The following is a 24,064-nucleotide window of genomic DNA, read 5'->3' as shown; positions in this document are numbered from 1 at the left end:
TCAGGAAGGATCCTTGCTGCGTGTGCGGCTCACCGCGCTGAAGATGCCGATGCCCAGCAGGATCACCACGCCGATGCCGATGTAGAGCGAGGGCACGCCGGCCACGGAGGCGCCCCAGGCGAGGCCGGCCAGGAAAATCAGGAAACCGATCAGGTAGAGCACGAAAGACATAGTCGTTCCTCTGGAAGCCACGATGGCTTGCAGTATCCCGGGCCGTGCCAACCGTCGCACCGGTGCGCGCCGACTGTGCATGTGGGAGCTTGCCTACCCTGCGGACGCTGCCCGAGGCCCGCGCTACTGCGGACTGGCCGCCAACAGGTAGCGGCAGCCGGTGCGGCCCAGCGCCTTGAAGGCCAGCGGCCGGTCGACGCCGAAGTCGAGGCAGTCGCCGGGCGAGAGCTCGAAGCGCTCGTCGCCGTAGTCGACCCGGAGGGCGCCCTCGAGCATCCACAGGCATTGCCGGTACGGCTTGCCGCTCCAGCGCGGGTAGTCGACCTGTGCCGAGCGCGGCAGTTCGACCTCGACCAGTTCGACGCCGCCCCCCCGGCGCTCGGCGACCTGCCGGCGCAGGTAGCCTGCCTTCGGGTCGCGCCAGATCTCCTGTTCGGCGCGAGTGCGCAGCCGCTGCGGCTGCTCCCTCTCCTCGGTGAGAAGCTGCGCCAGCGGTACGCCGAGCCCGGCGGCCAGCCGTCCCAGCAGAACGGCCGTGGGGCTGCTCTGGGCGCGCTCCACCTTGGAGATCATGGCCTTGCTCACCCCCGAGCGCTCGGCCAGGTCCGCAAGGCTCAGTGCCTGCACCTGCCGCAGCGCCAGCAGCCGGGCGGCGATGAGCGTGTCGATGTCCGGGCCGGGCGCGCTGGTTGTCGTTGGATCGTTTCTCATATGAGATTATTATTCTCTTATATTGAACGAAACTTCAAAGAGGAAAACCATGCGTCTCATCTCCTGCAGCGAGGAAACCCACGCCGCCGCGATACTGGCGATCCTCAACGAGGCCATCGCCACCTCCACCGCGCTGTACGACTACAAGCCGCGCACGCCCGAGAACATGGTCGCGTGGTTCGCCGCCAAGCGCGCCCACGGCTTCCCGGTGATCGGCGCGGAGGACGACAGCGGCAAGCTGCTGGGCTTCGCGAGCTATGGCGCTTTCCGCGCCTTTCCCGCCTACAAGTACACGGTGGAGCACTCGGTGTACGTCGACAGCGCGCACCGCGGCGAAGGCCTGGGCCGCACGCTGATGGAGGCGATCATTGCCGAGGCGATGGCGCGCGACATGCACGTGATGGTCGGCGCCATCGACGCCGCCAACGCCGGCAGCATCGCGCTGCACGAGCGCCTGGGTTTCGAGCATTCGGGCACCGTGCGGCAGGCCGGCTTCAAGTTCGGCCGCTGGCTCGACGTGGCCTTCTATCAGCGCATTCTTGCGACGCCGCTGAACCCGGTAGACGGTTAGACCAGCGTGTAGAAGCGCATCACCACTTCGGCAGGGTGGCGCACGCCGGCCCCGGTGAACATGCGCTCGTTGATCCACCGCAGCGAAGGCGACGCGGTCTCGAAGCGCGGGCTGCAGCGGAAATACACCTGCGACGGATCGACCGGTTCGCCGCGCAGCAGCCTGCCCATCACCTCGGGCGAGGCCGAGCGCACAGCGTGGTTCTGGACGTAGACGAGGTCACCCGCATCGGTCTCGAGGCCGTAGCGCGCGTCGAGCTCGGAGAGCGTATCGCTCACGATCAGCTGGAAGTCGCTGCCGCCCGGCAGCACGCGCGCCCGCCAGCCGTGGCCGATGGCCTCGCCGCCGGTGATCGGCACCACGCGGCGCAATCCGCGCTGGCTGCTACCCAGCACCTGCGGCACGCCCACCTCGACGCGCAGGTCGGCGAAGTGCTCGAGCGCAGGGGCTGCGATGGAGTCGAACACACTCATTGCCGTTGGCCGTTCAGGCTGCGGGTTGGGTTTCGGCGCTGGCGCGATCGAGCATTTCGATGGTGCCTGCGTCGAGCTTCAGCTGCGTCGCGACCACGAGTTCTTCGAGCTGGCCGATGGAGGTGGCGCTGGCGATGGGCGCCGTCACGCCCGGCCGCGCGATCTGCCACGCAATGGCGACCTGGCCCGGCTTGGCGTTGTACTGCTGGGCCACCTTGTCGAGTGCGTCGAGGATGCGCAGGCCGCGCTCGTTGAGGTATTTCCTGGTGGTGTTGGCGCCGCGCGGGCTCTTGGCCGCATCGGCCTCGGTGCGGTACTTGCCCGTGAGGAAGCCGGCCGCCAGCGCGTAGAAGTTGATCACGCCCACTTCGCGCTTCAGGCACAGCGGCTCCAGCGCGTCCTCGAACACCGCGCGGTCGTACAGGTTGTAGAGCGGCTGCAGGCTTTCATAGCGGGCAATGCCCAGGCGCTCCGACACGTCGAGCGCCTCGGCCAGCCGCGGCGCGCTGTAGTTCGAGGCGCCGATGGCGCGCACCTTGCCTTCCTTGATCAGCTTGTCGAAGGCGCCGAGCGACTCCTGGAGGGGCGTGCCGGCGTCATCGTCGTGCGACTGGTAGAGGTCGATGTAGTCCGTCTGCAGGCGCTTGAGCGAGGCCTCGACAGCTTCGCGGATGTATTGGGGCGACAGGCCCGACTTGCCTTCTCCCATCGGCTTGCCGACCTTGGTGGCCAGCACCACGCGGTTGCGCTTGCCGCTCTGCTTGAGCCATTTGCCGATGATGGTCTCGGACTCGCCGCCGACGTGGCCCGGAACCCAGGCCGAATAGACGTCGGCGGTGTCGATGAAGTTGAATCCCGCGTCCAGCCAGGCATCGAGCAGCTTGAACGACGCTGCCTCGTCGACGGTCCAGCCGAACACGTTACCGCCGAAGGCGAGCGGGGAAACCAGGAGGCCGGAGCGGCCGAGCGGACGAAGTTGCGACATGTCGAGGTGTTCCTGAGTAAGACGAAGGAATGCGAAAGATGAGAGCGGTCAGACGAAGCCCACGGCGCCCAGGATCGCCCCGGCGCCGAGCAGCCAAAGAAGGTGGATGCGCGTGCGCCAGACGATGAGTGCGGTCGCGCCGCTCAGCAGCCACAGGTGCCATGCAGGCGCATCGCCGGCATGGTTGCCGGCGGCCAGCACCCAGCCGGTGGCGATCAGCAGGCCCACGACCACGGGTGCCATGCCCTGCTTGAACGCGCGCACTTCGCGCCGCGTGCGGTTGCGGTGGCCCCAGCGCGTGGCGAAGTAGGTGAGGGTGGTGCTCGGCAGCATGATGCCGACCATGGTGACCGTCAGGCCGAAGAAACCGAGCGCCCAGGCCGGGAGCCCGGCGCCGATGCCGCCGCCCGCGTTGAGGCCGACGTTCCAGCCCATCAGCGCCACGAACAGCACGTTGGGCCCGGGTGCGGCCTGTGCGATGGCGACCGAGGAACTGAACTGCGCATCGGTGAGCCAACCGTTCTGGGCCACGAGGTAGCGGTGCATGTCGGGCACGGTGGTGATGGCGCCGCTGATCGACAGCAGCGACAGCAGCATGTATTGCCCGAACAGCGCCAGCCAGTCGTGCCATTGCATCGCGATGCTCATGCGGGGATTTTCTTCCAGGTCCACACGCAGGCCACGCCCCCCACCACCAGCAGCACCCAGCCGAGCGGCATCTTGAGCACCACGATGGCCACGAACACCAGCGCCATGAAGGCGAGGCAGGCTGCGAAGCCCAGCGGGTGCTTGCGCAGCTGCGGCACCAGCTTGATGCCGGTCGCGGCAATCAGTCCGCCCGACACCGCGCCCATGCCGCGCAGCGCCGCCGCCACTTGAGGGTTGCCCGCGTAGTGCGCGTACAGCACGGCCAGCGCGAGGATGACGACCATCGGAATGGCCAGCATGCCCGCCACGGCGGCGAGCGCTCCGCGCAGGCCGAAGTAGCGGTCGCCGATCATCAGGCCGAGGTTGATCACGTTGGGCCCCGGCATCACCTGCGCCACGGCCCAGTCTTCGAGGAACTGCTCGGGCGTGAGCCATTTCTTCTTCTCGACCATCTCGCGCTGGACGATGGCGAGCACGCCGCCAAAGCCCTGCAGCGCGAGCCAGGTGAATGAAAGGAACAGGTCGCGTGGCGATTGGGGCTGGGCGGCGGGGGGAGACGGGTGCATGTGGAGCGATTATCGTAGGCAGGCTTTCAACTTGCCGGGCAACGGACTGACACGGCACCGGGCGGCTTCACTGAGAAACTTCGGCATGCTCATGCAACTGCGCGCACTCTTCGATCTTTGCCAGCGGGCCTTCAATTCCTGGTCGAACGACTACGCGCCGAGCATGGGCGCGGCGCTGGCGTACTACACGGTGTTCTCGATCGCGCCGCTGCTGCTGATCGTGATCTCGGTCGCCGGCCTGGCGTTCGGGGAAGAGGCCGCGCGCGGCGAGATCTTCGCGCAGCTCGCCGGGCTCATGGGTGCACAGGGCGCGGCGGCGGTGCAGGGCATGCTGCAGGCCGTCAACAAGCCGGCCGAGGGCATCGTCGCGACGGCGATCGGGGTCGGGTTGCTGGTGGTGGGCGCCACCACCGTCTTCGGCGAGCTGCAGGATGCGCTCGACCGCATCTGGCGCGCGCCGGCCCGTGCCAAGAACAAGGGGCTGTTCAACCTGCTGCGCGTGCGGCTGCTGTCGTTCGGCATGATCATGGGCATCGGCTTCCTGCTCATGGTGTCGCTGGTGGCGAGCGCGGCACTCGCGGCGCTGGGCAAGTGGTGGTCGCCGGTGTTCGGCCCCTGGGAGGCGGCGGCGCAGGCCGTCAACTTCGTCTTCAGCTTCGCGATGGTGACGGTGATCTTCGCGATGATCTACAAGATCATGCCGCGCGCCAGGGTGCAGTGGCACGACGTGTGGATCGGGGCAGGCGTCACTGCGCTGCTCTTCACCGTGGGCAAGCACCTCATCGGGCTGTACATCGGCAAGAGCAGCGTCGCCTCGGGCTACGGGGCCGCGGGCTCGCTGGTGGTGGTGCTGGTGTGGGTGTACTACTCGGCGCAGATCTTCCTGCTGGGAGCCGAGTTCACCTGGGTCTATGCGCGCACCTACGGCTCGATGAAGGATACCAAGGGCGCGGGCGACCTGAATCCGTCCCCGACGCGCGAAGCGCCGCTTCCACACAACGACGCCTGAGCGTCAGCCGGCAAAGCCGCCTTCGTCGAGAAAGCGCTGTTCTTCCGCCGTGCTGCTGCGACCGAGCATCCTGTTGCGGTGCGGAAAACGGCCGAAGCGCGCAATGATGTCGCGGTGCAGCACTGCATAGCGCTGCGTGTTGGCGTCGAGCGCCGCGTTGAGTTCGACCGAGCGCTCCTGCTCGGCCAGCACCTCGGAGTGCATGAAGGGCAGGTAGAAGAAGGGGCGCAGCGCCGGCTCGCACTGCCGGTCGAAGCCCGCAGCTACCGCCTGCTTCGCCACGGCCAGCGCCTTGCCATCGGTAGCCAGCATGTGCGGATTGCCGCGCCAGGTGTTGCGAGGGAACTGGTCGAGCAGCACCAGAAGGGCCAGCGCACCTTCGGCATCGGACGCCCAGTGGTCGAGCTCGCCGCGGGCTGCAGCCTGATGGGCTTGCGAGAAGCGGGCGGAGAAATCGGCGTCGAAGGAATCATTCTTGGCGAACCAGCGGCCGGGACCGGCTTCGCGCCAGAAATCGGCCACGTCGCGGGCGCTGGGGAGGGGGGTGGAAGTCATCGCCGCATTCTCTTCCAGCCACCTGGGCGCCATCAAAGTCGGGGTGGTGGCCGACAAGACAAGAACCGCGGCGCTGCCTATGCTGTGGAGGTTTTCATAACTCAGGAGATCAAGCTCATGACCAACTATGGCACTCTTTTGCGCGCAGCTCTCGTCACCGCGGTGGCCAGTGCCGCGCTGGTCGGCTGCGGGATGATGTCGAAGTCGAACGTGGCGAGCTTCAGCGGCGCGATGAACGCGGCCAGCGAAGTCCCGCCCAACATGACGCGCGGCAGCGGCATGGCCGAGGCCTGGCTCAACCGCGACACCAACGTGCTCAAGTACAAGATCACCTACAGCGGCCTGAGCGGCCCGGCCACCATGGCGCACTTCCACGGCCCGGCCGCCGCCGGCGCCAATGCCGGCGTGGTGCTGCCCTTCGCCAACCCGGCGAGCCCGATCGAAGGCCAGGCCACGCTCACGCCGGCACAGGCCGCCGACCTGGCTGCGGGCAAGTGGTACGCCAACGTGCACACCGCCGCCAACCCGGGCGGCGAGATCCGCGGACAGATGCTGCCGAAGATGTGACATCGTTCCGGGGCGGCAAGCCCTGGTCAGGTTGGCGTCGCGGGGCTGGTGTCAAATGAACGAATGACGACACCACCCAAGAAGAAAATCCGTGCCGCCTCCAAACCCCTCGACCCATTCGCTTCGCGCCGCGAAGACATGCGCACCGCCCGCAAGGCGCTGGTGCTGCAGGGCGGGGGCGCGCTCGGCGCTTACCAGGCCGGCGTGTATGCAGCGCTCAGCGAAACCGAACTGCAGCCGCACTGGATCGCCGGCGTTTCCATTGGGGCCATCAACGCGGCGCTGATCGCGGGCAATGCGCCCGAACGCCGGGTCGACCGGCTGCGCGAGTTCTGGCACCTGGTGTCTTCGGGTCCTTCGCAGCGCCTGCCTTCATGGCTCGGCGACCGGGCCACGCAGAACCAGTACAGCGCGACGATGGCCTCGCTGCTCGGCATTCCGGGCTTCTTCGAACCGCGCTACTCGCCGGCCTTCCTGATGGGCGGCGCGGCGCCGCTGCTGAGCTACTACGACACCTCGCCGCTGAAGGCCACGCTCGAACGGCTTGTGGACTTCGACCGCATCAACGCCTGCGAAGCGCGCTTCAGCGTAGGCGCGGTCAATGTGCGCACCGGCAACTCGGTGTACTTCGACAACACGCGCCAGCGCATCGGGCCCGAGCACATCATGGCCAGCGGCGCGCTGCCGCCGGGTTTCGCACCGGTCAGCATCGACGGCGACGACTACTGGGACGGCGGCATCGTGTCGAACACGCCGCTGCAGTATGTGCTCGACATGCACCCGCGCTCCGAACCGCTGGTGGTGCTGCAGGTCGACCTGTTCAATGCGCGTGGCGAGATGCCGCGCACCATGGCGGGCGTGATGGAGCGGCAGAAGGACATCACCTACTCGAGCCGCACCCGCATGAACACCGACGCGCTGGCCGCCAACATGAACCTGCAGCAGGCGATTGCCGACCTGATCTCCAAGCTGCCGGTCAGCCTGCGCAACGACCCGAGCGTGCTCGCGGTGCAGTCGCAACTGACGCACCAGCCGATCGACATCTTCCATCTGATCTACCGCGACAAGCCCTACGAGCTGGAGTCGAAGGACTACGAGTTCTCGCGCGCCGCGGTGGAAGAGCATTGGGAATCGGGTGCGCGCGACATGCGCAACACGCTGGCCCACCCCGAGACCCTGCGCGCCGACGCCACGGTCAATGGCGTGACCACCTTCGACCTCGGTGAACATGGCGCGGGGCGCGTCAAGCGGCCGGGCCTGTCGACATGACGATGAAGGTGCCTCGATTCAGCCGCGGCTAAGAAACCGGCGCCAGACTGGCTGCCACTTCAACAGGAGGAATGTCCATGAACATTGAAGACGTGCGACGAACGGCATTCGCGATGCCGTTGACCAGTCCCGCTTTTCCGCCCGGCCCGTACCGGTTCGCGCGGCGCGAATTTCTCGTCGTCACCTACAGCACCGACATGGACGCTCTGCGCGCCGTGGTGCCCGAGCCGCTCGAAGTGGTCGAGCCGCTGGTCAAGTACGAATTCATCCGCATGCCCGACTCCACCGGCTTTGGCGACTACACCGAGTCGGGCCAGGTCATTCCTGTGCAGCTGCGCACCGCCAGGGGCGTGGAGAAGGGCTCGTACGTGCACGCGATGTACCTCGACGACCATCCGCCGATTGCCGGCGGGCGCGAACTGTGGGGTTTTCCGAAGAAGCTGGCCTCGCCGGTGCTCGACTATGAGACCGACGTGGTGGTCGGCACGCTCGACTATGGCAAGGTGCGCGTGGCCAAGGCCACGATGGGCTTCAAGCACCGCACGCTCGAGCCCGGGCCCATCCTCGCGGGCATCGCGCAGCCGAACTTCCTGCTGAAGATCATTCCGCACGTCGACGGCACGGCCCGCATCTGCGAGCTGGTGCGCTATCACATGGTCGACGTCACGCTGCACGGCGCGTGGGCCGGCCCGGCTTCGCTCGAACTGCATCCCCATGCACTGGCGCCGGTGGCCGACCTGCCGGTGCGCAAGGTTGAATCCGCGGTGCACTACATCGCCGACATGACGCTGGCGCTGGGCACCGTCGAACACGACTATCTCGCCTGACTCCCGCAGCCTCTTTCCCTCCCAACCCTCATCCAAGGAACTCACCATGCAACTCAAGGACAAGGTCGCCTACATCACCGGCTCGGCCAGCGGCATCGGCAAGGAAATCGCCATTCTGTTCGCACAGGAAGGCGCGAAGATCATCATTGCCGACCTCAACAAGGAAGCGGCCGACGCTACCGCGGCCGAGCTCAAGGCCACGGGCGCGCAGGCCATCGGCGTAGGTGTCGACGTGACCAACGAAGACCAGGTCAATGCCTCGGTCGAAGAGGGCGCTGCGGCCTTCGGCGGCATCGACATCCTCATCAGCAACGCCGGCATCCAGATCGTTCACCCGGTGGAAGAGTTCAGCTTCGCCGACTGGAAGAAGATGCTCGCCATTCACCTCGACGGGGCCTTCCTCACCACCAAGGCCTGCCTGAAGCACATGTACGCGCAGGGCCGCGGCGGCAGCGTGATCTACATGGGCTCGGTGCACTCGAAGGAAGCCTCTCTGCTGAAGGCGCCCTACGTGACGGCCAAGCACGGCCTCATCGGGCTGGCCAAGACTGTCGCGAAAGAAGGCGCCAAGCACGGCGTGCGCGCGAACGTGATCTGCCCGGGCTTCGTGCGCACGCCGCTGGTGGAGAAGCAGATTCCCGAGCAGGCCAGGACGCTGGGCATCAGCGAGCAGGAAGTCATCAAGAACGTGATGCTGAAGGAAACGGTGGATGGCGAGTTCACGACCACGGAAGACGTGGCGCGCGTGGCGCTGCTGTTCGCGGGCTTCCCGACGAATGCGCTCACCGGCCAGTCGCTGGTGGTGAGCCACGGCTGGTTCATGCAGTAACTGTTGCTCGTCCCCAGGCTGCGCGCACTTCGTGTCGCTTCGCCAACCCCCTACCGGGGGCAACACCTGAGGCCCGGCAAAGCCGGTTCCTCGGTGTTCCTGGCACTACAACTTCAATTCCCAGGTCTCGCCCACGAGATGCTGGCCATAGCTCTCGTGCGGCTCCGACTTGGCGAGCTGGAAGCCGCGCTTCGCATAAATGCCGCGCGCGGCCGACAGGCAGCTGTTGGTCCACAGCACCATCTTCCGGTAGCCCTTGCGGCGCGCGAAGGTGATGCACTCGTCCACCAGCTTGCCGCCCAGGCCCAGCCCGCGCGCGGCGGGCGCCAGGATCAGCATGCGCAGCTGCGCCACCGTGGCCGACTTGCGCACCACGAAGATCGCGCCTACGCGCTCGCCGTTGAGTTCGGCGATCCAGCAGCGCTCCCACTCGGGCTGGAACTTGAGCAGGAACTCGCTCGCGATGCCGGCCACCAGAGCCTCGAACTCGCCGTTCCAGCCGTACTCGCGCGCATAGATTTCGCCGTGCTGCTGCACCACCCAGCCGATGTCGCCGGGCGCCGGGTCGCGCAGCACGGCCGCCTGGAGCTTCGCGGGCGGCGCCTCGGAGTCGAGCAGCGCTTGCATCGTGCCCATCGCCTGCACCAGCTGCTGGCGCTGGGCCGGCGCCAGCGGGGCGAGCAGGGCGGCGGCTTCTTCGCGCGATTTCTGTTGCAGCGGCGCGAATGCGGCGTGGCCGGCGTCTGTCAGGCGCAACACGCTCTGCCGCGCATCGCGCGGATGCGGCTTGCGCGAAAGCCAGCCCTCGTTCTCGAAGCGGCGCAGGATGCGGCTCATGTAGCCCGCATCGAGCCCGAGGTCGCGGCCGATCTCGCTGGCGACGGCCGTTTCACGGTGCGCCAGCTCGTACAGCACGCGCACGTCGGTCAAGGACATGGTGCTGCCGAGGTAAGGATCGAGGGCGCCGATACGGCGCGTGTAGAAGCGGTTGAACTGCCGGATTGCCTTGACGGCGGCGGGATCAACGGTTGGAGATGGGGTGGACATGATTGCCATTGTCATCAAATTATTTGACTTTGGCAATCAATTGAAGGCCTTGCGACCACCGGGTCACAGGATGTTTGTCGCGACAGACATGGTGGAAAACCCTAAAATCGAGGGTTGCCCACAACGGCGCCGCTATGGCGCTGTCAACGCCCACCGATGAACGCCCCCGTCGACGTCTCCCTTTTTGCACGTGCCGCCAAGCCGCTGACCAGCTACCGCAAGTACTGGGCCGCCCGTTTCGGCACGGCGAAGTTCCTGCCGACCTCGCGCAAGGAAATGGAAGCGCTCGGCTGGGACAGCTGCGACATCATCGTGGTCACCGGCGACGCCTACGTCGACCACCCCAGCTTCGGCATGTCGGTGATCGGCCGCATGCTGGAGGCGCAGGGTTTCCGTGTGGGCATCATCGCCCAGCCCGATTGGCAGAGCGCAGAGCCCTTCAAGGCGCTGGGCAAGCCGAACCTGTTCTTCGGCGTGACCGCCGGCAACATGGATTCGATGATCAACCGCTACACGGCCGACCGCAAGATCCGCAGCGACGACGCCTATACGCCCGGCGACGTCGGCGGCTCGCGCCCCGACCGCGCGGCCATCGTGTATTCGCAGCGCTGCAAGGAAGCCTGGAACGACGTGCCGATCATCCTCGGCGGCATCGAAGGTTCGCTGCGCCGCATCGCGCACTACGACTACTGGTCGGACAAGGTGCGCCGCTCGATCGTCGTCGATTCGAAGTGCGACCTGCTGCTGTACGGCAACGCCGAGCGCGCCATCGTCGAGATCGCGCACCGCCTGGCCGCCAAGGAGCCGGTGCAGCAGATCACCGACGTGCGCGGCACCGCGTTCGTGCGGCGCGAAACGCCCGAAGGCTGGTTCGAGATCAACTCCACCAGCGTCGACGAACCCGGCCGCGTCGAAGCGCATGTCAACCCGTACCTGATGGTGTCCGACCAGGCCAAGGCCAACGGCGCGACCTGCGCGAAGGAAGACGAGGCCGAAGCCGTCGCCAAGGCGGCAGAAGCTGCCGGCTCCGCTGCCGGTTCGGTCGTCAACCCCGCCATCAAGCCGCTGAACTTCGTGCCCAACCCGGCGCTGGCCATGCGGGCAAGAATCAAGGTTCCGCCGCGCGACCATTCGGTGATCCGCCTGCCGTCGTACGAGCAGGTGCGCAGCGACCCGGTGCTCTACGCCCACGCCAACCGCGTGCTGCACCTCGAGACCAACCCTGGCAACGCCCGCGCGCTGGTGCAGGCGCACGGCGAGGGCGCCACGGCGCGCGACGTGTGGATCAACCCGCCGCCCATTCCGCTCACCACGGCCGAGATGGACCACGTGTTCGACCTGCCATACGCGCGCAGCCCGCATCCGCGCTATGCCGACGAGAACGGCAGCCACGATGGCGCGACCAAGATCCCGGCGTGGGAAATGATCCGCTTCAGCGTGAACATCATGCGCGGCTGCTTCGGCGGCTGCACCTTCTGCTCGATCACCGAGCACGAAGGCCGCATCATCCAGAGCCGTTCGGAAGACTCGATCATCAAGGAGGTCGAGGCCATCCGCGATTCGGTCAAGGGCTTCACCGGCACCATCTCCGACCTGGGTGGCCCCACGGCCAACATGTACCGCATCGGCTGCAAGTCGCCCGAGATCGAGTCGGCCTGCCGCAAGCCCAGCTGCGTGTATCCGGGCATCTGCCCGAACCTCAACACCAACCACGACCCGCTCATCAAGATCTACCGCCGGGCGCGTGCGCTCAAGGGCATCAAGAAGATCCTCATCGGCTCCGGCCTGCGCTACGACCTGGCCGTGCAGTCGCCCGAATACGTGAAGGAACTGGTGCAGCACCACGTCGGCGGCTACCTGAAGATCGCGCCCGAGCACACCGAACAGGGCCCGCTCACCAAGATGATGAAGCCCGGCATCGGCAGTTACGACAAGTTCAAGCAGATGTTCGAGAAGTACTCGGCCGAGGCTGGCAAGAAGCAATACCTCATTCCGTACTTCATTGCCGCGCACCCGGGCACCAGCGACGAGGACATGATGAACCTCGCGATCTGGCTCAAGAAGAACGGCTTCCGCGCCGACCAGGTGCAAACGTTCTACCCGAGCCCGATGGCCACGGCGACGACGATGTACCACACCAACAAGAACCCGCTGCGCAAGATCACGCGCGAGAGCGAGACGGTGGACATCGTGCGCGGCGACAAGCGCCGCCGCCTGCACAAGGCCTTCCTGCGGTATCACGACGCCAACAACTGGCCGCTGCTGCGCGAGGCGCTCAAGAGCATGGGCCGCGCCGACCTGATCGGCAATGGCAAGCACCACCTCATCCCGACTTGGCAGCCGCTGACCGACGGCGGTTACACCAGCGCGCGGCGCAAGAACTCGACGGCCGCACCGGTCAAGCTGACGCCGGTGAAGCCCTCGAAGGGCCGCATCCTCACGCAGCACACCGGCCTGCCGCCGCGCGACAACGGCTCTGGGCCGGTCTCGCGCAAAGCCGCTGGCCCGGTGCGCGGCAGCATCCGCAAGCCGCGCTAATCTCAGAACGCTGGCGCGGTCCGACCGACAGCGAAGATGGACAGTCCGCTGTATGGTGTGGTCCATGAGCAGTTCTCCCTCCCCGCGGGCTTCATGGACGCGCACCTTGGCCGGGGCGCTGCTGCTCGCGGCCTCGCTGCAGGCGCTTGCCGCCGCACCTGAAAACTCTTCTGCCCAGGCGCTGCGTGCCACGCACCAGCGGATGAGCGACAAGCTCGATCACAGCAGTTTCGGGCGCCCCGTGCAGCTCGATTCCATGGAGACGACCGACGGCCTGCAGGGTGACGTCTACGCGGTGGTCGAACATCCGCTGTCGGCGATCAGCGCCACGCTCAAGGGATCGGCCCACTGGTGCGGCGTGCTGACCCTGCACATCAACAACCGGCGCTGCCGCACGGCCAGCGGCCCGCAAGGCAGCGAAATGCTCACGCTCTATGTGGTGCGTCGCTACGACAAGCCGATCGACCAGGCCTTCGAGCTGCCGTTCGTCTACCGGGTTACCAACGCCACGCCCGAGTACATGTCGGTCGAGCTCATGGCCGAGAGCGGGCCGCTGGGCACCAGCAACTACCGTGTCACGCTGCAGGCCGTGGCGCTCGACGAGCGCAAGAGCTTCCTGCATTTCAGCTACAGCTACGACCACAACGCGATGGTGCGGCTGGGCACCATGGCCTACCTGGCGACTTTCGGCAGCGACAAGGTCGGCTTCACTGTGGTGGGCAAGACGCCGGAAGGGCAGCCCGAATACATCCGCGGCCTGCGCGGGCTGGTGGAGCGCAACGCGATGCGCTACTTCCTGACGCTCGACGCCTACCTCGCCGCGCCGGGCCCCGACCAGGCCGAGCGCCGCCAGCGCCGCTGGTTCGCAGCGGTGGAGCAGTACCCGCGCCAGCTGCACGAAGTGGACCTCGATACCTATCTCGCACTGAAGCGCGAAGACCGGCAGCGCGACGGCGCGGCGCGCTGAATCAGCTGGCCATCGTGAGCAGCGGCACGTCGCGCGTGCGGCTCATGGCTTCGAGTTCGGCGCGTGTGCGGGTCGCGAGCCACGCGGCCAGCGCCTCGTGCGTGGCCGGCGCAGTCATGTCGCGCGAAGCGATTGCAGCCGCCTCGCATAGCCGGGCCGCGAAATGCGGCTCCAGCGCGGCCACGGCCACGCGGCCGTCGGCGCAGGGGTAGACGCGGTAGCCGGCGTGCGCGCCGCCGACCATGCCCGAGGGCTGCGTGAGGCCCCAGGTGCGGGGCAGGGCGAGCCAGTCGGCCGAGGCGTTCAGCGCCACCTCGAAATACGCGCCGCCGGCCTTGCGGGACCGCCGCAGCATGGCCTTCAGCACAGCCTCGCTTGCGAGCAGGGCACCGCCCATGTCGGCATAAAGTGTCGGCGGCAGCTCGGTGCCGGTGACGAGCCCGCTTTCGGCGAGGTAGGTCAGGTCGTGGCCCGGTTCCTCGGCGCGCTCGCCCGGCGCGCCGACGATGGCCACCTGCGACAGGGCCGGATGACGCGCATGCAGCGTGGCCCAGTCGAGCCCGAGCTTGCCGAGCGCGAAAGGGCGGAATGAGGTGAGCAGCACGTCGGTCGCCGCGAGTTCGGCGTGCAGCAGCTGCTGCCCGGCCTCGGTCTTGAGATCGACGGTGCGGATCTCGATGCCCGCATGCAGCGCCGCATACGCGGGCCGGTTGTAGAGCCCCATCGGATCGCCGCCCGGCGGCTCCAGCTTGAGGCAGGTGGCGCCCATTTCACGGCAGCGCAGCAGCGCGGCGGGGCCGGGGAGGTTGAGCGCGACGCTCACGACGCGCACGCCCTCGAGCGTCGCGGCATGGTCGTTGGCGGGGCTGGCGGAACTCGGCATCGGCGTCTTGTCTCCGGGAAACTCGTTCCGCGCATTCTCACCCCGGCACCCGAAGCCACTTCCCGCAAGCCGACGCCGCGTCTCGCGCGTAGCATCCGCGAGTGGCAGCCACCTCCCTTGCCGCTGCCTCAATGACAAGGAGACGAACCATGTTTGAAGCTTCCCTCATGAGCGGCCGGCGCATCCTCGTGACCGGCGGCGGCACGGGCCTCGGCCGTGCGATGGCCGAGCGCTTCCTGGGCCTGGGCGCCGACGTGGCCATCTGCGGCCGGCGCCAGTCGGTCTGCGACGAGACCGCGGCCGAGTGGCGGCAGCAGTTCCCGGACAGGCGTATCGACACCTTCGGCGTCGACATCCGCATCGCGCAGCAGGTCGACGAGATGGTCGAGAGCCTGTTCCAGAGTGGCGGCCTCACGGGGCTCGTCAACAACGCGGCGGGCAACTTCGTCTCGCCGACCGAGAATCTCTCGCCGCGCGCCTTCGACGCCATCGCCAACATCGTGTTCCACGGCAGCTTCTACGTGACGCAGGCGGTGGGCAAGCGCTGGGTGGCGCAGTCCAAGTCGGGCGAGTGGAAGCCGGGCGATGCCTTCCGCAGCGTGATGAGCATCATCGTCACCTGGGTGGACAACGGCAGCCCCTACGTCGTGCCCTCGGCCATGAGCAAGGCCGGCATCGAGGTCATGACCAAGTCGCTTGCGGTGGAGTGGGCGCGGCATGGCATCCGCCTGAACGCCGTCGGCCCCGGCGAGATTCCGACCGAAGGCATGAGCAAGCGCCTGAACCCAGGCGAGGAGCCCGGCGCGCGCAGCAAGCAGCACAACCCGATGGCACGCACCGGCCGCATGAGCGAACTGCAGAACCTCGCGTCCTTTCTGATGGCGCCCGGGCAGTGCGACTGGCTCACGGGCCAGAGCATCATGATGGACGGCGGCAACGCGCTGGCCACCGGTGGCAACTTCTACGAGCTGCGCCAGTGGAGCGACGCCGACTGGCAGGCCGCGCGCGAACGCATCGAGGCGCAGAACCAGAAGGACAAGGCGCAGCGCTGAAGCCTCGCTCGCGGGGTGTGCGTCGACCCGCTCAGTCTGCGATGTCCGCGCCGCGTTCGGCCAGCAGGCTGCGCAGCACGGAGCGATGGCAGTGCGATTCGTCCTCGCAGTAGCAGCCCACCGAAAGCGAAGTGCTGTGAGACAGCGCGGCCAGCAGGTCGAGGCTGCGGCTCGCGTCGGGCTCGGCCATCTCGGCCTTGAACTTGCGCACGAAGGCGCTCCACTGCGCGGGTGAGTCGGCTTTCTGGGCTTCCTGCGCCTGCTTCATCGTCTCGACGGAGGGCGCGAGGTTCGGGTACCACACGTCGTACCAGTCCTGCGATGCGAACTCGGTCTTCGGAACGCCGCGCGGCGGACGGCGCACGGTGCCTACGCGCAGGCCCTCGTCGGGCGCGCGCGGGGTGCCGAGACGGACGATGCGGATGCTCATGGGGGTTTCCCCTTTCTCTGTTTGTCTCAGGTGCCGACGATACCGCCGTCGCGCCGGCGAATCGCCAGCGTCGCGGAGCGCGGCCGCGCGCTGCCCGGCTCCGTGCCGTCGGGCCAGGCGCTGTTGGGTTTCGTGTCGCCGTCGTCGCGCGCCTCGCCCGGATGCTGGATGTTGACGAACAGCGTGCGCCGGTCGGGCGTGACCACGCAGCCGGTGATCTCGCAGCCGTTTGGTCCGGTGAGAAAGCGCTTGATGCGCCCCGATGCCGGGTCGGCGCACAGCATCTGGTTGTTGCCCAGAGAGGTGTAGGGCGGCCTGCCCAGCACCTGGCCGCTCAGATCGGTCTGGATCCACAGCAGGCCGCCCTTGTCGAAGTGCAGGCCGTCGGGGGCGCCGAACATGTCGGCCTCGTTTGATGGATAGCGTGCGCCGCTGCCGGACTGCGCGGGATCGCCCGCGAGCGCGAAATGGTCCCAGGCGAAGCCGGTGCTGGCAGCGTCGCCACCGTCTTCGCGCCAGCGCAGGATGCCGCCGAACAGGTTGTTGGCGCGTGGGTTGGCTGCGTCGGGCCCGGGCTTGCCGGCGTCGCCGCGCTGGCTGTTGTTGGTGAGGGTCACGTAGACCTCGCCCGACTGGGGGTGCACCGCGATCCATTCGGGCCGGTCCATCTTCGTGCCACCAACGACGTCGCCTGCCAGCCGGGCGTGGATCAGCACCTCGGCCTGGTCGGCGAAGCCGTTCGCCGCATCGAGCCCATCGCGGCCGTGCGTAAGCTCGAGCCAGCGGCCGCGGCCGCCGGTGTCGTAGCGCGCCACGTAGAGCCTGCCATCGTCGAGCAGGTGGCGGTTGGCGGCGCGTGCGGCGGCGTCGGTGCCGGGGCGCACCTTCTCCCGGCTGACGAACTTGTAGATGTATTCGAAGCGCGAGTCGTCGCCCATGTAGACGACCAGACGGCCGTCCTTGGCGACCGTGCAGGTGGCGCTTTCCTGCCGCTTGCGGCCGAGCGCGGTGCGCTTGATGGGCTCGGCGGCCGGGTCGAAGGGATCGATCTCGACCACCCAGCCGAAGCGGTGCGGCTCGTTCGGATGCCGGCTCAGGTCGAAGCGCTCGTCGTAGCGCCAGTACTCCACCCATTGCGAGCCGGCCACCGTGCCGTAGCGGCGCTGGGCAGCCGTCGCGTCCTGGGCGGCCTCCTTCGGCCCGCCGAAGTAGCCATGGAAGTTTTCCTCGCACGTGAGGTACGTGCCCCACGGCGTGACGCCCATGGCGCAGTTGGCAAAAGTGCCGGACACCGCATCGCCCGCCGGGTTGGCGGCGGTGCGCATCAGCGGCGTTCCTGCGGCCGGACCAGTGATGCGCATCGGCGTGTTGCCGTGCACGCGGCGCGCGAAGGGCGAGGGCTGCACCTGCTGCCAACCCTGTGCGCTGCGCCGGATCTCGATCACCGAGACCCCCATCGCGTGCAGCGACTTGCGCACCTTCTCGGCGGTCCATACCTTCACGCCGTCGGTATGCAGCAGCTGCTCGTCGGTGTATTCGTGGTTCATCACCAGCAGGCCGCGCTCGCCGCTCGCGTCGAGCGCGAAGAAGTGCATGCCGTCATGGTGCATGCCGGCCTGCACCGCCTGGTCGTCGGCACTGTTCCCGGCATCGGGCGCGAAGGCCGGCATCCGCCCCGCGATGCCGGTGGGCGTGCCCCAGGGGTAGAGCAGTTGCCACTCGTACCCGGGCGGCACCACGACGCCGTCGTGCAAGGAAGCCGGCACGCCGGCGAAGCCCAGCACGTCGCCATGGGGCGCGGACGGGTAAGGGGCGGCACAGCCCTGGCCGAACAGCGCCACCACGGCGGCGGCCGAACCCGATTGAATGAGAAAGTGGCGGCGGTCCAGAGGCATGGCAGAGGGTGTTGTGCAGGCGACAGGCGCCATCATCGCCGAGTGCCAGGCCCGGCGATACTGGCGCAGGACCCATCCCGGAGACATCGAATGACCGACCGCATCGAAACGACCCGCCACGCCGACGGCGTGGTGGAACTGCAGCTCGCGCGCGCCGACAAGATGAACGCGCTCGACCCCGCGATGTTCGATGCACTCATCGAGGCCGGCGAGGCGTTGCGTGACGACAAGGCAGTGCGGGCCGTGGTGATCTCGGGCCGCGGCAAGGCCTTCTGCGCGGGACTGGACATGGCGTCTTTCGAGCGCATGCAGCAGGGCCCGGGCTCCGATGTGCTGGGCGAGGGCGCGGCCGGCGCCGACCTGCTGGCGCGCACGCATGGCATCTCGAACGCCGCGCAGCAGGTGGCGATGGTCTGGCGCGAGGTGCCGGTGCCGGTCATTGCGGCCGTGCATGGCGTGGCCTTCGGCGGTGGGCTGCAGGTGGCGCTGGGCGCGGACATCCGCATCGTGGCGCCCGACACCAGGCTCTCGGTGATGGAAATCAAGTGGGGCCTGGTGCCCGACATGGCCGGCATGGTGCTGATGCGTGAGCTCGCCCGCAGCGACGTGGTGCGCGAACTCACCTTCACGGGCCGCGTCTTCTCCGGCGAGGAGGCTCTCCGGATCGGCTTCGCCACCCGCATTGCGGTCGATCCGCTGGCCGAGGCGCTGCAGATGGCGCACGAGATCGCAGGCAAGAGCCCCGATGCGATCCGTGCCGGCAAGCGGCTGCTCAATGCGTCGGCCTCGCAGAGCGCAGCTGAACTGCTGGTGGCCGAATCGGTCGAGCAGAAGGCCCTGATCGGCAGCCCGAACCAGCTTGAGGCCGTGAAGGCCAACATCGAGCGGCGCATGCCGCGATTCAGTATTCCGGCCTGATCCACATCTGGCCTGCGGCCTTGATGCAGGGGCTGGTCGCTGCGCCGTCCCACGTCCGGGCGGCCGGGTAATCCCCCAGCCCGGAGGGTGCCGAACTTCGCGCAACCTCGTATCCCCCAGCTTTCGCGCCTGCCGCTGCCCGTGGGCGACCCTCTTAGGTCGCGTTCAAACCGCCGAAAACACACGAGTGCTTTTTTCGGCGCCCTTGTGTAAGAATAAAGTAGTTGTTTTAAGGGGAGGAGAAGAGAGAATGGAGGTAGTTTGTGTGCAGAAGGTCACGTCTTCCCCTCTGATGGCTACGCAGAGGGTGGTTGTTGACAGCGCACTAATTAACAATTGAACGCTTTGCTTAGCGACGGCGATCCTGCATGTCGACGACCACGTTTTTTTGCAACCTCAGCGTGCCCATCCTGGTGGGCGAGGATCGCTACAAGTACATCCCCATCGTGGGGGTCTTCCGCAGCATTCCATTCGATCAAGTCGATAAATGGGTGATGCATCCCGACGGCGGGCCGCGCAGCGACCGCGAATTGGCGGCTGAAGTTCTTGTCGAGATCCGCAAGCCACTCGGTTCGAGTGGACGCACAGCGCCGCACGCTTTCGATGTGGGAGACATCCTGCAGCTCGACCGCGCCGCCGCGATCGTCGTGTCCACCTTCCTTGCGGCGCTTCCGCGCGTCTGACGCCGCTGCGGTCGGCCCCCAGGACGCCTATCGCCTGCCGCGCGCGTCCACCGGCCAGATGGCGACAAGCGTGCCGCCTTCGACCACGTGATACGCGTCATGCAGGTTGACCGTCGGGTCGCAATGCGGCGTGACGAACTCCACGCGAGCACCCAGCGCGGGCCGCTGCGCCTGCGAGCCCTGGGGCGGTATCAACTTGCCGTGCTCGTCGCCGAAGAAGGCATAGCGGCTCGCGGCGTCGGCGCCTTTGGCCACCAGCGGCACGCCGCTGTCGGTCGAGAAGCACTTGGTGCCGCCGTCCACCGTCACCCAGCCGGTCGCATTCGTGCTGACCACTGCCGTCTGCACGAACAGCGAAACCTCGAAGGGCGACGGTTGCCCGTCGTTGGCGAGCACCTGCGTGTACTCGGCATCCATGAACACGTACGAGCCCGCCTGCAGTTCGGTGAACGCGTTCTCCTGCGAATCGAGATCGTGCGTGCCGGTGCCTGCACCGGTCACGATGTCGAAGTGCAGGCCCTGCCGCTTCGCCGCCGCGACGATGTCCGCCACCGTTTCGCGCAGGCCGGCCGCCGCCGTGCTGCGCTCCTCGCGCGACACGATGTGCTGCAGGTTGCCCGCATAAGACTGCAGCCCGCGCAGCCGCAGGCGCGGCTCGGCGGCCACCAGTGCCGCGAGTTCGAGCACCTTCGCCTGCGTGGCTGCGCCGGTGCGGTTGTAGCCCGCGCCGTAATCCACCAGCACGTCGAGCGGGTGCGTGAGTTCGCTCACCGCACGCGCCAGGTCGGCCAGGTTCTGCGGGTTGTCGACCACCACCATCACGTCGCCCGGGCGCGCACGCTGCGCCAGCTTGATGAGCCGCGAGATCTTGCTCGGCGTGACGGCGGGCGAGGTGATGAGCACGCCCGGAATGCCGCCCTGGACCATCACCTCCGCCTCGCCCAGCGTGACGCAGCTCACGCCGATGGCGCCCGCCGCAACCTGCCGCCGCGCGATCTCGACCGACTTGTGCGTCTTCACATGCGGTCGCAGGTTGATGCCGCGCGCCTTGGCGAAGGCGGCCATGCGTTCGATGTTGCGCGTCATTGCGGGCAGGTCGATCAGCAGGGCGGGCGTGTCGAGCAGGTGGCGGCCGCCGGGAACGCCGATGAGGGGCGCGTTGACTTGCAGCGGGTCTTGGGGCATCGGGAAAAGCCTTTGAAGGGGAGGGGGCGAGAAAAATGAGCCAGCATTTCGCGCGCGAATGATCGCACTGAATGCCTGCCTGGCGCAGGACGCCGGAGACGGAAATGTCCCTACGCCGGACGCGATGGTCCGTGGTGCGTTGGCCGGCGCAGCGCCAGCCACCAGAGCAGCGCGGCATTGATCGCCCAACTGCCGGCCAGCAGCATCAGCGCCGTGTTCGCCACGCCGGGCGACAGGTCCAGCGTCAGCAAGCTCATCGACCATGGCAGCCCGCCCAAGACGGCGGCGAGCAGGCCCGCCTCGCTCTCGGGCACGGCGGCGCAGGCCAGGACACACGCGACGCCGGTGACCGTGTAGATCAGCGCGGCGACGCGCCATCCGAAGCGCGCTGGCGGCCGTGAATTTGCAGTGGGCATGCCCTGAGCATCGCCGATCCCGCACCGGGCCGTGAAGGCCTGTTGCGCGAAGGGACGTAGTGTTCCGGCGATGCCGTTCCCAGCGGCTTCTTCGGCTTGTCATTTGAGCGCTCCACCATCTGAACATCCGGCGGCTGTCATCGAGGAGCGGCCTTGGCTGACACGCCCTCCCGAGGGGTGGCGGTGAGATGGCTGCCAGGGAGTTTGCGCAGGTCCGCACGGGCCTGCAGCGTGCTTCCCCGTCGAACCGACAACAAGACTGGGATTTCACATGGTTGAGTATTTCCGCGTAGGTCTTCCCTACATTCGAATGCGCTTCAAGGTGCCGGCGCGGCGCGGCAGCAGGGTCGAGTTCAATGGCCGTTTCGGAATCATCTCCGGCGCGAGCGGCGAGTACCTGCTGGTGAAATTCGACGGCGAGGCCGCAGCAGCCGTCGTCCACCCGATCGAGCTCAACTACGTGGAGACGGGCGAGGCTATCGAGCCTTTGTCGCCATTGATTCCAGAGGGCGCAGAGAGGGCACTCTGACGAGCCCTGGCGAGGGTTAATCCCGGAGATTTTTGTCTGCGGCAAGGCTATCTTGGCTGCGCGATCAGCTGCTGGCGGTCCCTGCTTGCCTGCCCGGACGGGGCCCAATGGCTGATGATGGTGGCCAATTCAGCCAAGGATGTGCCAAAGTCGGGTATGAGTTCCAGACGTCATTGCGCCGAAGACACATAGTGTTTCGCCGGCCATCCATCACCTTCCGGACGACGGCTTTCGTGGCCGTGGTTTGCCTCACCCTCGTGGTGCTCGACTGCTGGAACAGCTGGCACGCGCGCACGGTCCTGCTCCAGCAGATGGGCGTCGCGGCGTCGAATCTCGCGCGTGCAATGGCACAGCAGGCGGAAGACACGGTCAAGCAGGCCGATACGGCGCTGGTCGGCATCGTCGAGCGCGTCGAACACGACGGCACGGAGCCGGCGGCCGTCGAACGGCTTCGCAAGGTTCTTGCCATGCGGGTGGCCGAACTCCCTCAGCTCGATGCGATTCACATCTATGACAAGGATGGAAACTGGGTCGCAAACTCCAGGCAGACGACGTCGCAGAATCCGAACCTGAACAATGCGAGCCGGGAGTACTTTCTATTTCATCGAGAGCACGAGGAGCGGGGGCCGCACATCGGCATTCCGGTGCAAAGCCGAACCAACGGAAAGCTGCTCGTTCCCGTCTCCCGGCGCATCAACAATGCGGATGGCAGCTTCGCCGGCGTGGTGCTTGCGTCGATCGATATCGACTTCTTCAAGAAGTTCTACGACAGCCTCGACATAGGCCGTGCCGGCGCGATCGGGCTGGTCCTCGAAACCGGGACCATGATGATTCGCCGGCCGTACAGCGCAGACATGGTGGGACGGAACATGCGGGAGACCGGGCTCTTCCGCGCATACCTTGCACAAGGTCCGGTAGGAACGACCGAAGTCTTATCAGCGCAGGACGGCGTCACGCGCCTGAACAGCTTTCGGCGTCTCGACAACTATCCGTTGTTCGTTACTGCAGCACTTTCGAAGGATGAGATCCTGGCCGCATGGTGGCAGGACACGCTCTGGCATACGGCGGGCATCATTCTCATGACGTCGATCGTCGGCTTCGTCGGATGGCGGCTGGTGAAGCAGATGGAACTGCGAAACAAGAGCGAGGCCGAACTGCGGCGGGCGCGCGACGCGCTGGAAACGCTCAACAAGACCTTGAATACGCTCGCCATGGAGGACGGCCTTACCGGGTTGGCAAATCGCCGCCAGTTCGACGTGACGCTCGACAGCGAATTCAGCCGGGCCATGCGCGATGCGAGCACCCTGGCGCTCATCATGATCGATGTCGATTGCTTCAAGCAGTACAACGACATCTATGGACATGCGGCCGGCGACGAGTGCCTGCAGACGATCAGCCGCACGATCGCCAGCCTCGCTTCGCGCCGTCCGGGAGATCTCGCGGCCCGCTACGGCGGAGAAGAACTCGCGGTGTTGTTGCCGCATACCGATGTGGCTGGCGCCGTCATCCTGGCGGAAAGAATCCGCAGTGCAGTTCGTGGCCTGGAAATCGTGCACGCCGGTACGCCAGACGGGTTCGTGACGCTGAGTGCCGGCGTGGATGCGCTCAGCCCCGCAATCACCAAGGGGCCGCCGAAGGCGTTGATCCAGGCAGCCGACAAGGCGCTGTACGAGGCCAAGATGGGGGGGCGGAACCGTGTTTGCACGACGATGCGAAAGGCGGCCTGAAGGGGACACAGCTTGAAGGAGCCCGTCGCCTTGGAACGGACCCAAGCCAACCCTGATGGCGACAACGGCCGGTCGCTTGCGAACCGGTGCCTACGCGCCCTCCCGCAGCGGTGGGGCTTGCATGCGTTCCTGCCCCGGCATCGGAGAGTGGCAAAACGTCTGGCTCCTGCGTCGCAGTGGTATGCAGTCGCGCGTCCGACCTCCCGGCATGCCGGCGGGGTATGGGCAACTTCGCGATGCTCACCATGAACGCCGACGCGCAGCTTTGATGGCGCGCATGTACAAGCCCGACCCGATCCGACCCGACGTTGCCGCGGGATCAGCAGGACAAGCGCTCGGTGATCCCAATGGAGGCTGTGACTTGACGCAATCTCCTCCACCGAGGAAGCACGAGGCTTGGCCAAAGCGTCCCTCATGCTCTGCTTCAGCACCGGCCTGGCGATCACGATGGTTGCGGCGGGCGTCGTCGCTGCCCTGGGTGTGAAGCATGTCGCCGGTGTGGTCCAGAGCCACAGTTCACCCGTACTGACGGCGAAACTGCCTGACCAAGGCATCGGCGGGTCCACGATTCCGTTCGCGCGCTCGTTTTCATCCCGGAGCGACGGGCTTTGAA

Annotated in this window: 28 protein-coding genes; 15 read left to right on the top strand and 13 right to left on the bottom strand. The window is 67.0% G+C overall.

Features of this window, described 5'->3' with window-relative positions; translation table 11 throughout:
- Together AC1DFC_RS26410 and AC1DFC_RS26405 are read right to left on the bottom strand one after the other, a co-directional pair.
- Complete coding sequence (locus tag AC1DFC_RS26410) at nucleotides 1–171, bottom strand: hypothetical protein (protein ID WP_007828319.1); 171 nt, start codon at nucleotides 169–171, stop codon at nucleotides 1–3.
- Nucleotides 172–294: 123 nt separating this feature from the next.
- A complete protein-coding gene (locus tag AC1DFC_RS26405) occupies nucleotides 295–882 on the bottom strand; it encodes a helix-turn-helix domain-containing protein (protein ID WP_413331422.1) in 588 nt (195 codons plus the stop codon).
- Nucleotides 883–931: 49 nt separating this feature from the next.
- Between AC1DFC_RS26405 and AC1DFC_RS26400 the strand changes: the two genes are divergently transcribed.
- Nucleotides 932–1,453: a GNAT family N-acetyltransferase gene (locus tag AC1DFC_RS26400; protein WP_007828321.1), complete on the top strand. Its 522-nt coding sequence runs from the start codon at nucleotides 932–934 to the stop codon at nucleotides 1,451–1,453.
- Here the strand turns inward: AC1DFC_RS26400 and AC1DFC_RS26395 are convergent.
- Genes AC1DFC_RS26395 through AC1DFC_RS26380 form a run of 4 tightly spaced genes read right to left on the bottom strand, consistent with a single transcriptional unit; the run spans nucleotide 1,450 to nucleotide 4,125 of the window.
- Nucleotides 1,450–1,926: a DUF3237 domain-containing protein gene (locus AC1DFC_RS26395; RefSeq protein ID WP_413331423.1), complete on the bottom strand. Its 477-nt coding sequence runs from the start codon at nucleotides 1,924–1,926 to the stop codon at nucleotides 1,450–1,452. The genes AC1DFC_RS26400 and AC1DFC_RS26395 overlap by 4 nt on opposite strands.
- A 13-nt stretch (nucleotides 1,927–1,939) precedes the next feature.
- Entirely contained in the window at nucleotides 1,940–2,911 is a 972-nt protein-coding gene (locus AC1DFC_RS26390; RefSeq protein ID WP_413331424.1) for an aldo/keto reductase, read from the bottom strand.
- 48 nt (nucleotides 2,912–2,959) lie between these two features.
- Nucleotides 2,960–3,559 carry a chromate transporter gene (locus AC1DFC_RS26385; RefSeq protein ID WP_413331425.1) on the bottom strand — a complete coding sequence of 200 codons (600 nt, stop codon included), beginning with the start codon at nucleotides 3,557–3,559 and terminating at the stop codon, nucleotides 2,960–2,962.
- Nucleotides 3,556–4,125, bottom strand: coding sequence for a chromate transporter (locus AC1DFC_RS26380; protein WP_007828328.1), 570 nt, complete (start codon nucleotides 4,123–4,125; stop codon nucleotides 3,556–3,558). The genes AC1DFC_RS26385 and AC1DFC_RS26380 overlap by 4 nt, the downstream gene beginning before the upstream one ends.
- A gap of 85 nt (nucleotides 4,126–4,210) precedes the next feature.
- On the opposite strand from AC1DFC_RS26380, the gene AC1DFC_RS26375 reads away from it, so the two are divergent.
- Nucleotides 4,211–5,134 (top strand): YihY/virulence factor BrkB family protein, encoded by a 924-nt coding sequence (locus AC1DFC_RS26375; RefSeq protein WP_413331426.1) that lies wholly within the window; start codon nucleotides 4,211–4,213, stop codon nucleotides 5,132–5,134.
- A gap of 3 nt (nucleotides 5,135–5,137) precedes the next feature.
- Here AC1DFC_RS26375 and AC1DFC_RS26370 read toward each other — a convergent pair whose 3' ends face one another.
- On the bottom strand, nucleotides 5,138–5,689 hold the full coding sequence (locus AC1DFC_RS26370) for a DUF924 family protein (protein ID WP_042672612.1): 552 nt from the start codon (nucleotides 5,687–5,689) through the stop codon (nucleotides 5,138–5,140).
- A gap of 117 nt (nucleotides 5,690–5,806) precedes the next feature.
- Between AC1DFC_RS26370 and AC1DFC_RS26365 the strand changes: the two genes are divergently transcribed.
- From AC1DFC_RS26365 to AC1DFC_RS26350, 4 genes are all read left to right on the top strand, one after another.
- A complete protein-coding gene (locus AC1DFC_RS26365) occupies nucleotides 5,807–6,256 on the top strand; it encodes a CHRD domain-containing protein (RefSeq protein WP_007828331.1) in 450 nt (149 codons plus the stop codon).
- Nucleotides 6,257–6,394: 138 nt separating this feature from the next.
- Nucleotides 6,395–7,525: a patatin-like phospholipase family protein gene (locus AC1DFC_RS26360; protein ID WP_413313191.1), complete on the top strand. Its 1,131-nt coding sequence runs from the start codon at nucleotides 6,395–6,397 to the stop codon at nucleotides 7,523–7,525.
- A 77-nt stretch (nucleotides 7,526–7,602) separates the two neighbouring features.
- A complete protein-coding gene (locus tag AC1DFC_RS26355) occupies nucleotides 7,603–8,352 on the top strand; it encodes an acetoacetate decarboxylase (protein WP_413313049.1) in 750 nt (249 codons plus the stop codon).
- 46 nt (nucleotides 8,353–8,398) lie between these two features.
- On the top strand, nucleotides 8,399–9,181 hold the full coding sequence (locus AC1DFC_RS26350; RefSeq protein ID WP_413313050.1) for a 3-hydroxybutyrate dehydrogenase: 783 nt from the start codon (nucleotides 8,399–8,401) through the stop codon (nucleotides 9,179–9,181).
- 105 nt (nucleotides 9,182–9,286) lie between these two features.
- On the opposite strand, the gene AC1DFC_RS26345 is transcribed toward AC1DFC_RS26350, so the two are convergent.
- Nucleotides 9,287–10,237: a bifunctional helix-turn-helix transcriptional regulator/GNAT family N-acetyltransferase gene (locus tag AC1DFC_RS26345; RefSeq protein ID WP_478180278.1), complete on the bottom strand. Its 951-nt coding sequence runs from the start codon at nucleotides 10,235–10,237 to the stop codon at nucleotides 9,287–9,289.
- On the opposite strand from AC1DFC_RS26345, the gene AC1DFC_RS26340 reads away from it, so the two are divergent.
- From AC1DFC_RS26340 to AC1DFC_RS26330, 3 genes are all read left to right on the top strand, one after another.
- Nucleotides 10,227–10,388 carry a hypothetical protein gene (locus tag AC1DFC_RS26340; RefSeq protein WP_478180277.1) on the top strand — a complete coding sequence of 54 codons (162 nt, stop codon included), beginning with the start codon at nucleotides 10,227–10,229 and terminating at the stop codon, nucleotides 10,386–10,388. The genes AC1DFC_RS26345 and AC1DFC_RS26340 overlap by 11 nt on opposite strands.
- Nucleotides 10,385–12,766, top strand: coding sequence for a YgiQ family radical SAM protein (locus AC1DFC_RS26335; protein WP_478180276.1), 2,382 nt, complete (start codon nucleotides 10,385–10,387; stop codon nucleotides 12,764–12,766). The genes AC1DFC_RS26340 and AC1DFC_RS26335 overlap by 4 nt, the downstream gene beginning before the upstream one ends.
- Before the next feature lie 64 nt (nucleotides 12,767–12,830).
- Nucleotides 12,831–13,733 carry a hypothetical protein gene (locus AC1DFC_RS26330; RefSeq protein WP_478180275.1) on the top strand — a complete coding sequence of 301 codons (903 nt, stop codon included), beginning with the start codon at nucleotides 12,831–12,833 and terminating at the stop codon, nucleotides 13,731–13,733.
- Between the two features lies 1 nt (nucleotide 13,734).
- Here the strand turns inward: AC1DFC_RS26330 and AC1DFC_RS26325 are convergent, their stop codons facing one another.
- Nucleotides 13,735–14,616, bottom strand: coding sequence for a CoA transferase (locus AC1DFC_RS26325; RefSeq protein WP_413313056.1), 882 nt, complete (start codon nucleotides 14,614–14,616; stop codon nucleotides 13,735–13,737).
- Nucleotides 14,617–14,765: 149 nt separating this feature from the next.
- Here AC1DFC_RS26325 and AC1DFC_RS26320 point away from each other — a divergent pair, with 149 nt between their 5' ends.
- On the top strand, nucleotides 14,766–15,668 hold the full coding sequence (locus AC1DFC_RS26320) for an SDR family oxidoreductase (protein ID WP_478180274.1): 903 nt from the start codon (nucleotides 14,766–14,768) through the stop codon (nucleotides 15,666–15,668).
- A 31-nt stretch (nucleotides 15,669–15,699) separates the two neighbouring features.
- Here AC1DFC_RS26320 and AC1DFC_RS26315 read toward each other — a convergent pair whose 3' ends face one another.
- Both AC1DFC_RS26315 and AC1DFC_RS26310 read right to left on the bottom strand, forming a co-directional pair.
- Complete coding sequence (locus tag AC1DFC_RS26315) at nucleotides 15,700–16,098, bottom strand: DUF488 domain-containing protein (RefSeq protein ID WP_413331431.1); 399 nt, start codon at nucleotides 16,096–16,098, stop codon at nucleotides 15,700–15,702.
- Between the two features lie 26 nt (nucleotides 16,099–16,124).
- Nucleotides 16,125–17,993 carry a PhoX family protein gene (locus tag AC1DFC_RS26310; protein WP_478180273.1) on the bottom strand — a complete coding sequence of 623 codons (1,869 nt, stop codon included), beginning with the start codon at nucleotides 17,991–17,993 and terminating at the stop codon, nucleotides 16,125–16,127.
- A 90-nt stretch (nucleotides 17,994–18,083) separates the two neighbouring features.
- On the opposite strand from AC1DFC_RS26310, the gene AC1DFC_RS26305 reads away from it, so the two are divergent.
- A complete protein-coding gene (locus AC1DFC_RS26305; protein WP_478180272.1) occupies nucleotides 18,084–18,911 on the top strand; it encodes a crotonase/enoyl-CoA hydratase family protein in 828 nt (275 codons plus the stop codon).
- Nucleotides 18,912–19,279: 368 nt separating this feature from the next.
- Nucleotides 19,280–19,594 (top strand): hypothetical protein, encoded by a 315-nt coding sequence (locus tag AC1DFC_RS26300; protein WP_007828349.1) that lies wholly within the window; start codon nucleotides 19,280–19,282, stop codon nucleotides 19,592–19,594.
- Nucleotides 19,595–19,621: 27 nt separating this feature from the next.
- On the opposite strand, the gene AC1DFC_RS26295 is transcribed toward AC1DFC_RS26300, so the two are convergent.
- Nucleotides 19,622–20,779 carry a DSD1 family PLP-dependent enzyme gene (locus AC1DFC_RS26295; RefSeq protein WP_413331434.1) on the bottom strand — a complete coding sequence of 386 codons (1,158 nt, stop codon included), beginning with the start codon at nucleotides 20,777–20,779 and terminating at the stop codon, nucleotides 19,622–19,624.
- 110 nt (nucleotides 20,780–20,889) lie between these two features.
- Nucleotides 20,890–21,195, bottom strand: coding sequence for a hypothetical protein (locus AC1DFC_RS26290; RefSeq protein ID WP_007828351.1), 306 nt, complete (start codon nucleotides 21,193–21,195; stop codon nucleotides 20,890–20,892).
- Between the two features lie 271 nt (nucleotides 21,196–21,466).
- Between AC1DFC_RS26290 and AC1DFC_RS26285 the strand changes: the two genes are divergently transcribed.
- The 3 genes from AC1DFC_RS26285 to AC1DFC_RS26275 all read left to right on the top strand — a co-directional run bounded on the left by AC1DFC_RS26285 (nucleotide 21,467) and on the right by AC1DFC_RS26275 (nucleotide 24,063).
- Nucleotides 21,467–21,724 (top strand): hypothetical protein, encoded by a 258-nt coding sequence (locus tag AC1DFC_RS26285; protein ID WP_007828352.1) that lies wholly within the window; start codon nucleotides 21,467–21,469, stop codon nucleotides 21,722–21,724.
- A 191-nt stretch (nucleotides 21,725–21,915) separates the two neighbouring features.
- Complete coding sequence (locus AC1DFC_RS26280; protein ID WP_042672615.1) at nucleotides 21,916–23,451, top strand: sensor domain-containing diguanylate cyclase; 1,536 nt, start codon at nucleotides 21,916–21,918, stop codon at nucleotides 23,449–23,451.
- Between the two features lie 396 nt (nucleotides 23,452–23,847).
- Nucleotides 23,848–24,063 carry a hypothetical protein gene (locus AC1DFC_RS26275; protein WP_007828355.1) on the top strand — a complete coding sequence of 72 codons (216 nt, stop codon included), beginning with the start codon at nucleotides 23,848–23,850 and terminating at the stop codon, nucleotides 24,061–24,063.
- Nucleotide 24,064: the final 1 nt, after the last annotated feature.

This window comes from Variovorax sp. 10L421 (assembly GCF_056395365.1).
The sequence above is the reverse complement of the archived record's forward strand: the minus strand, read 5'-3'. Positions and strand labels throughout refer to the sequence as shown.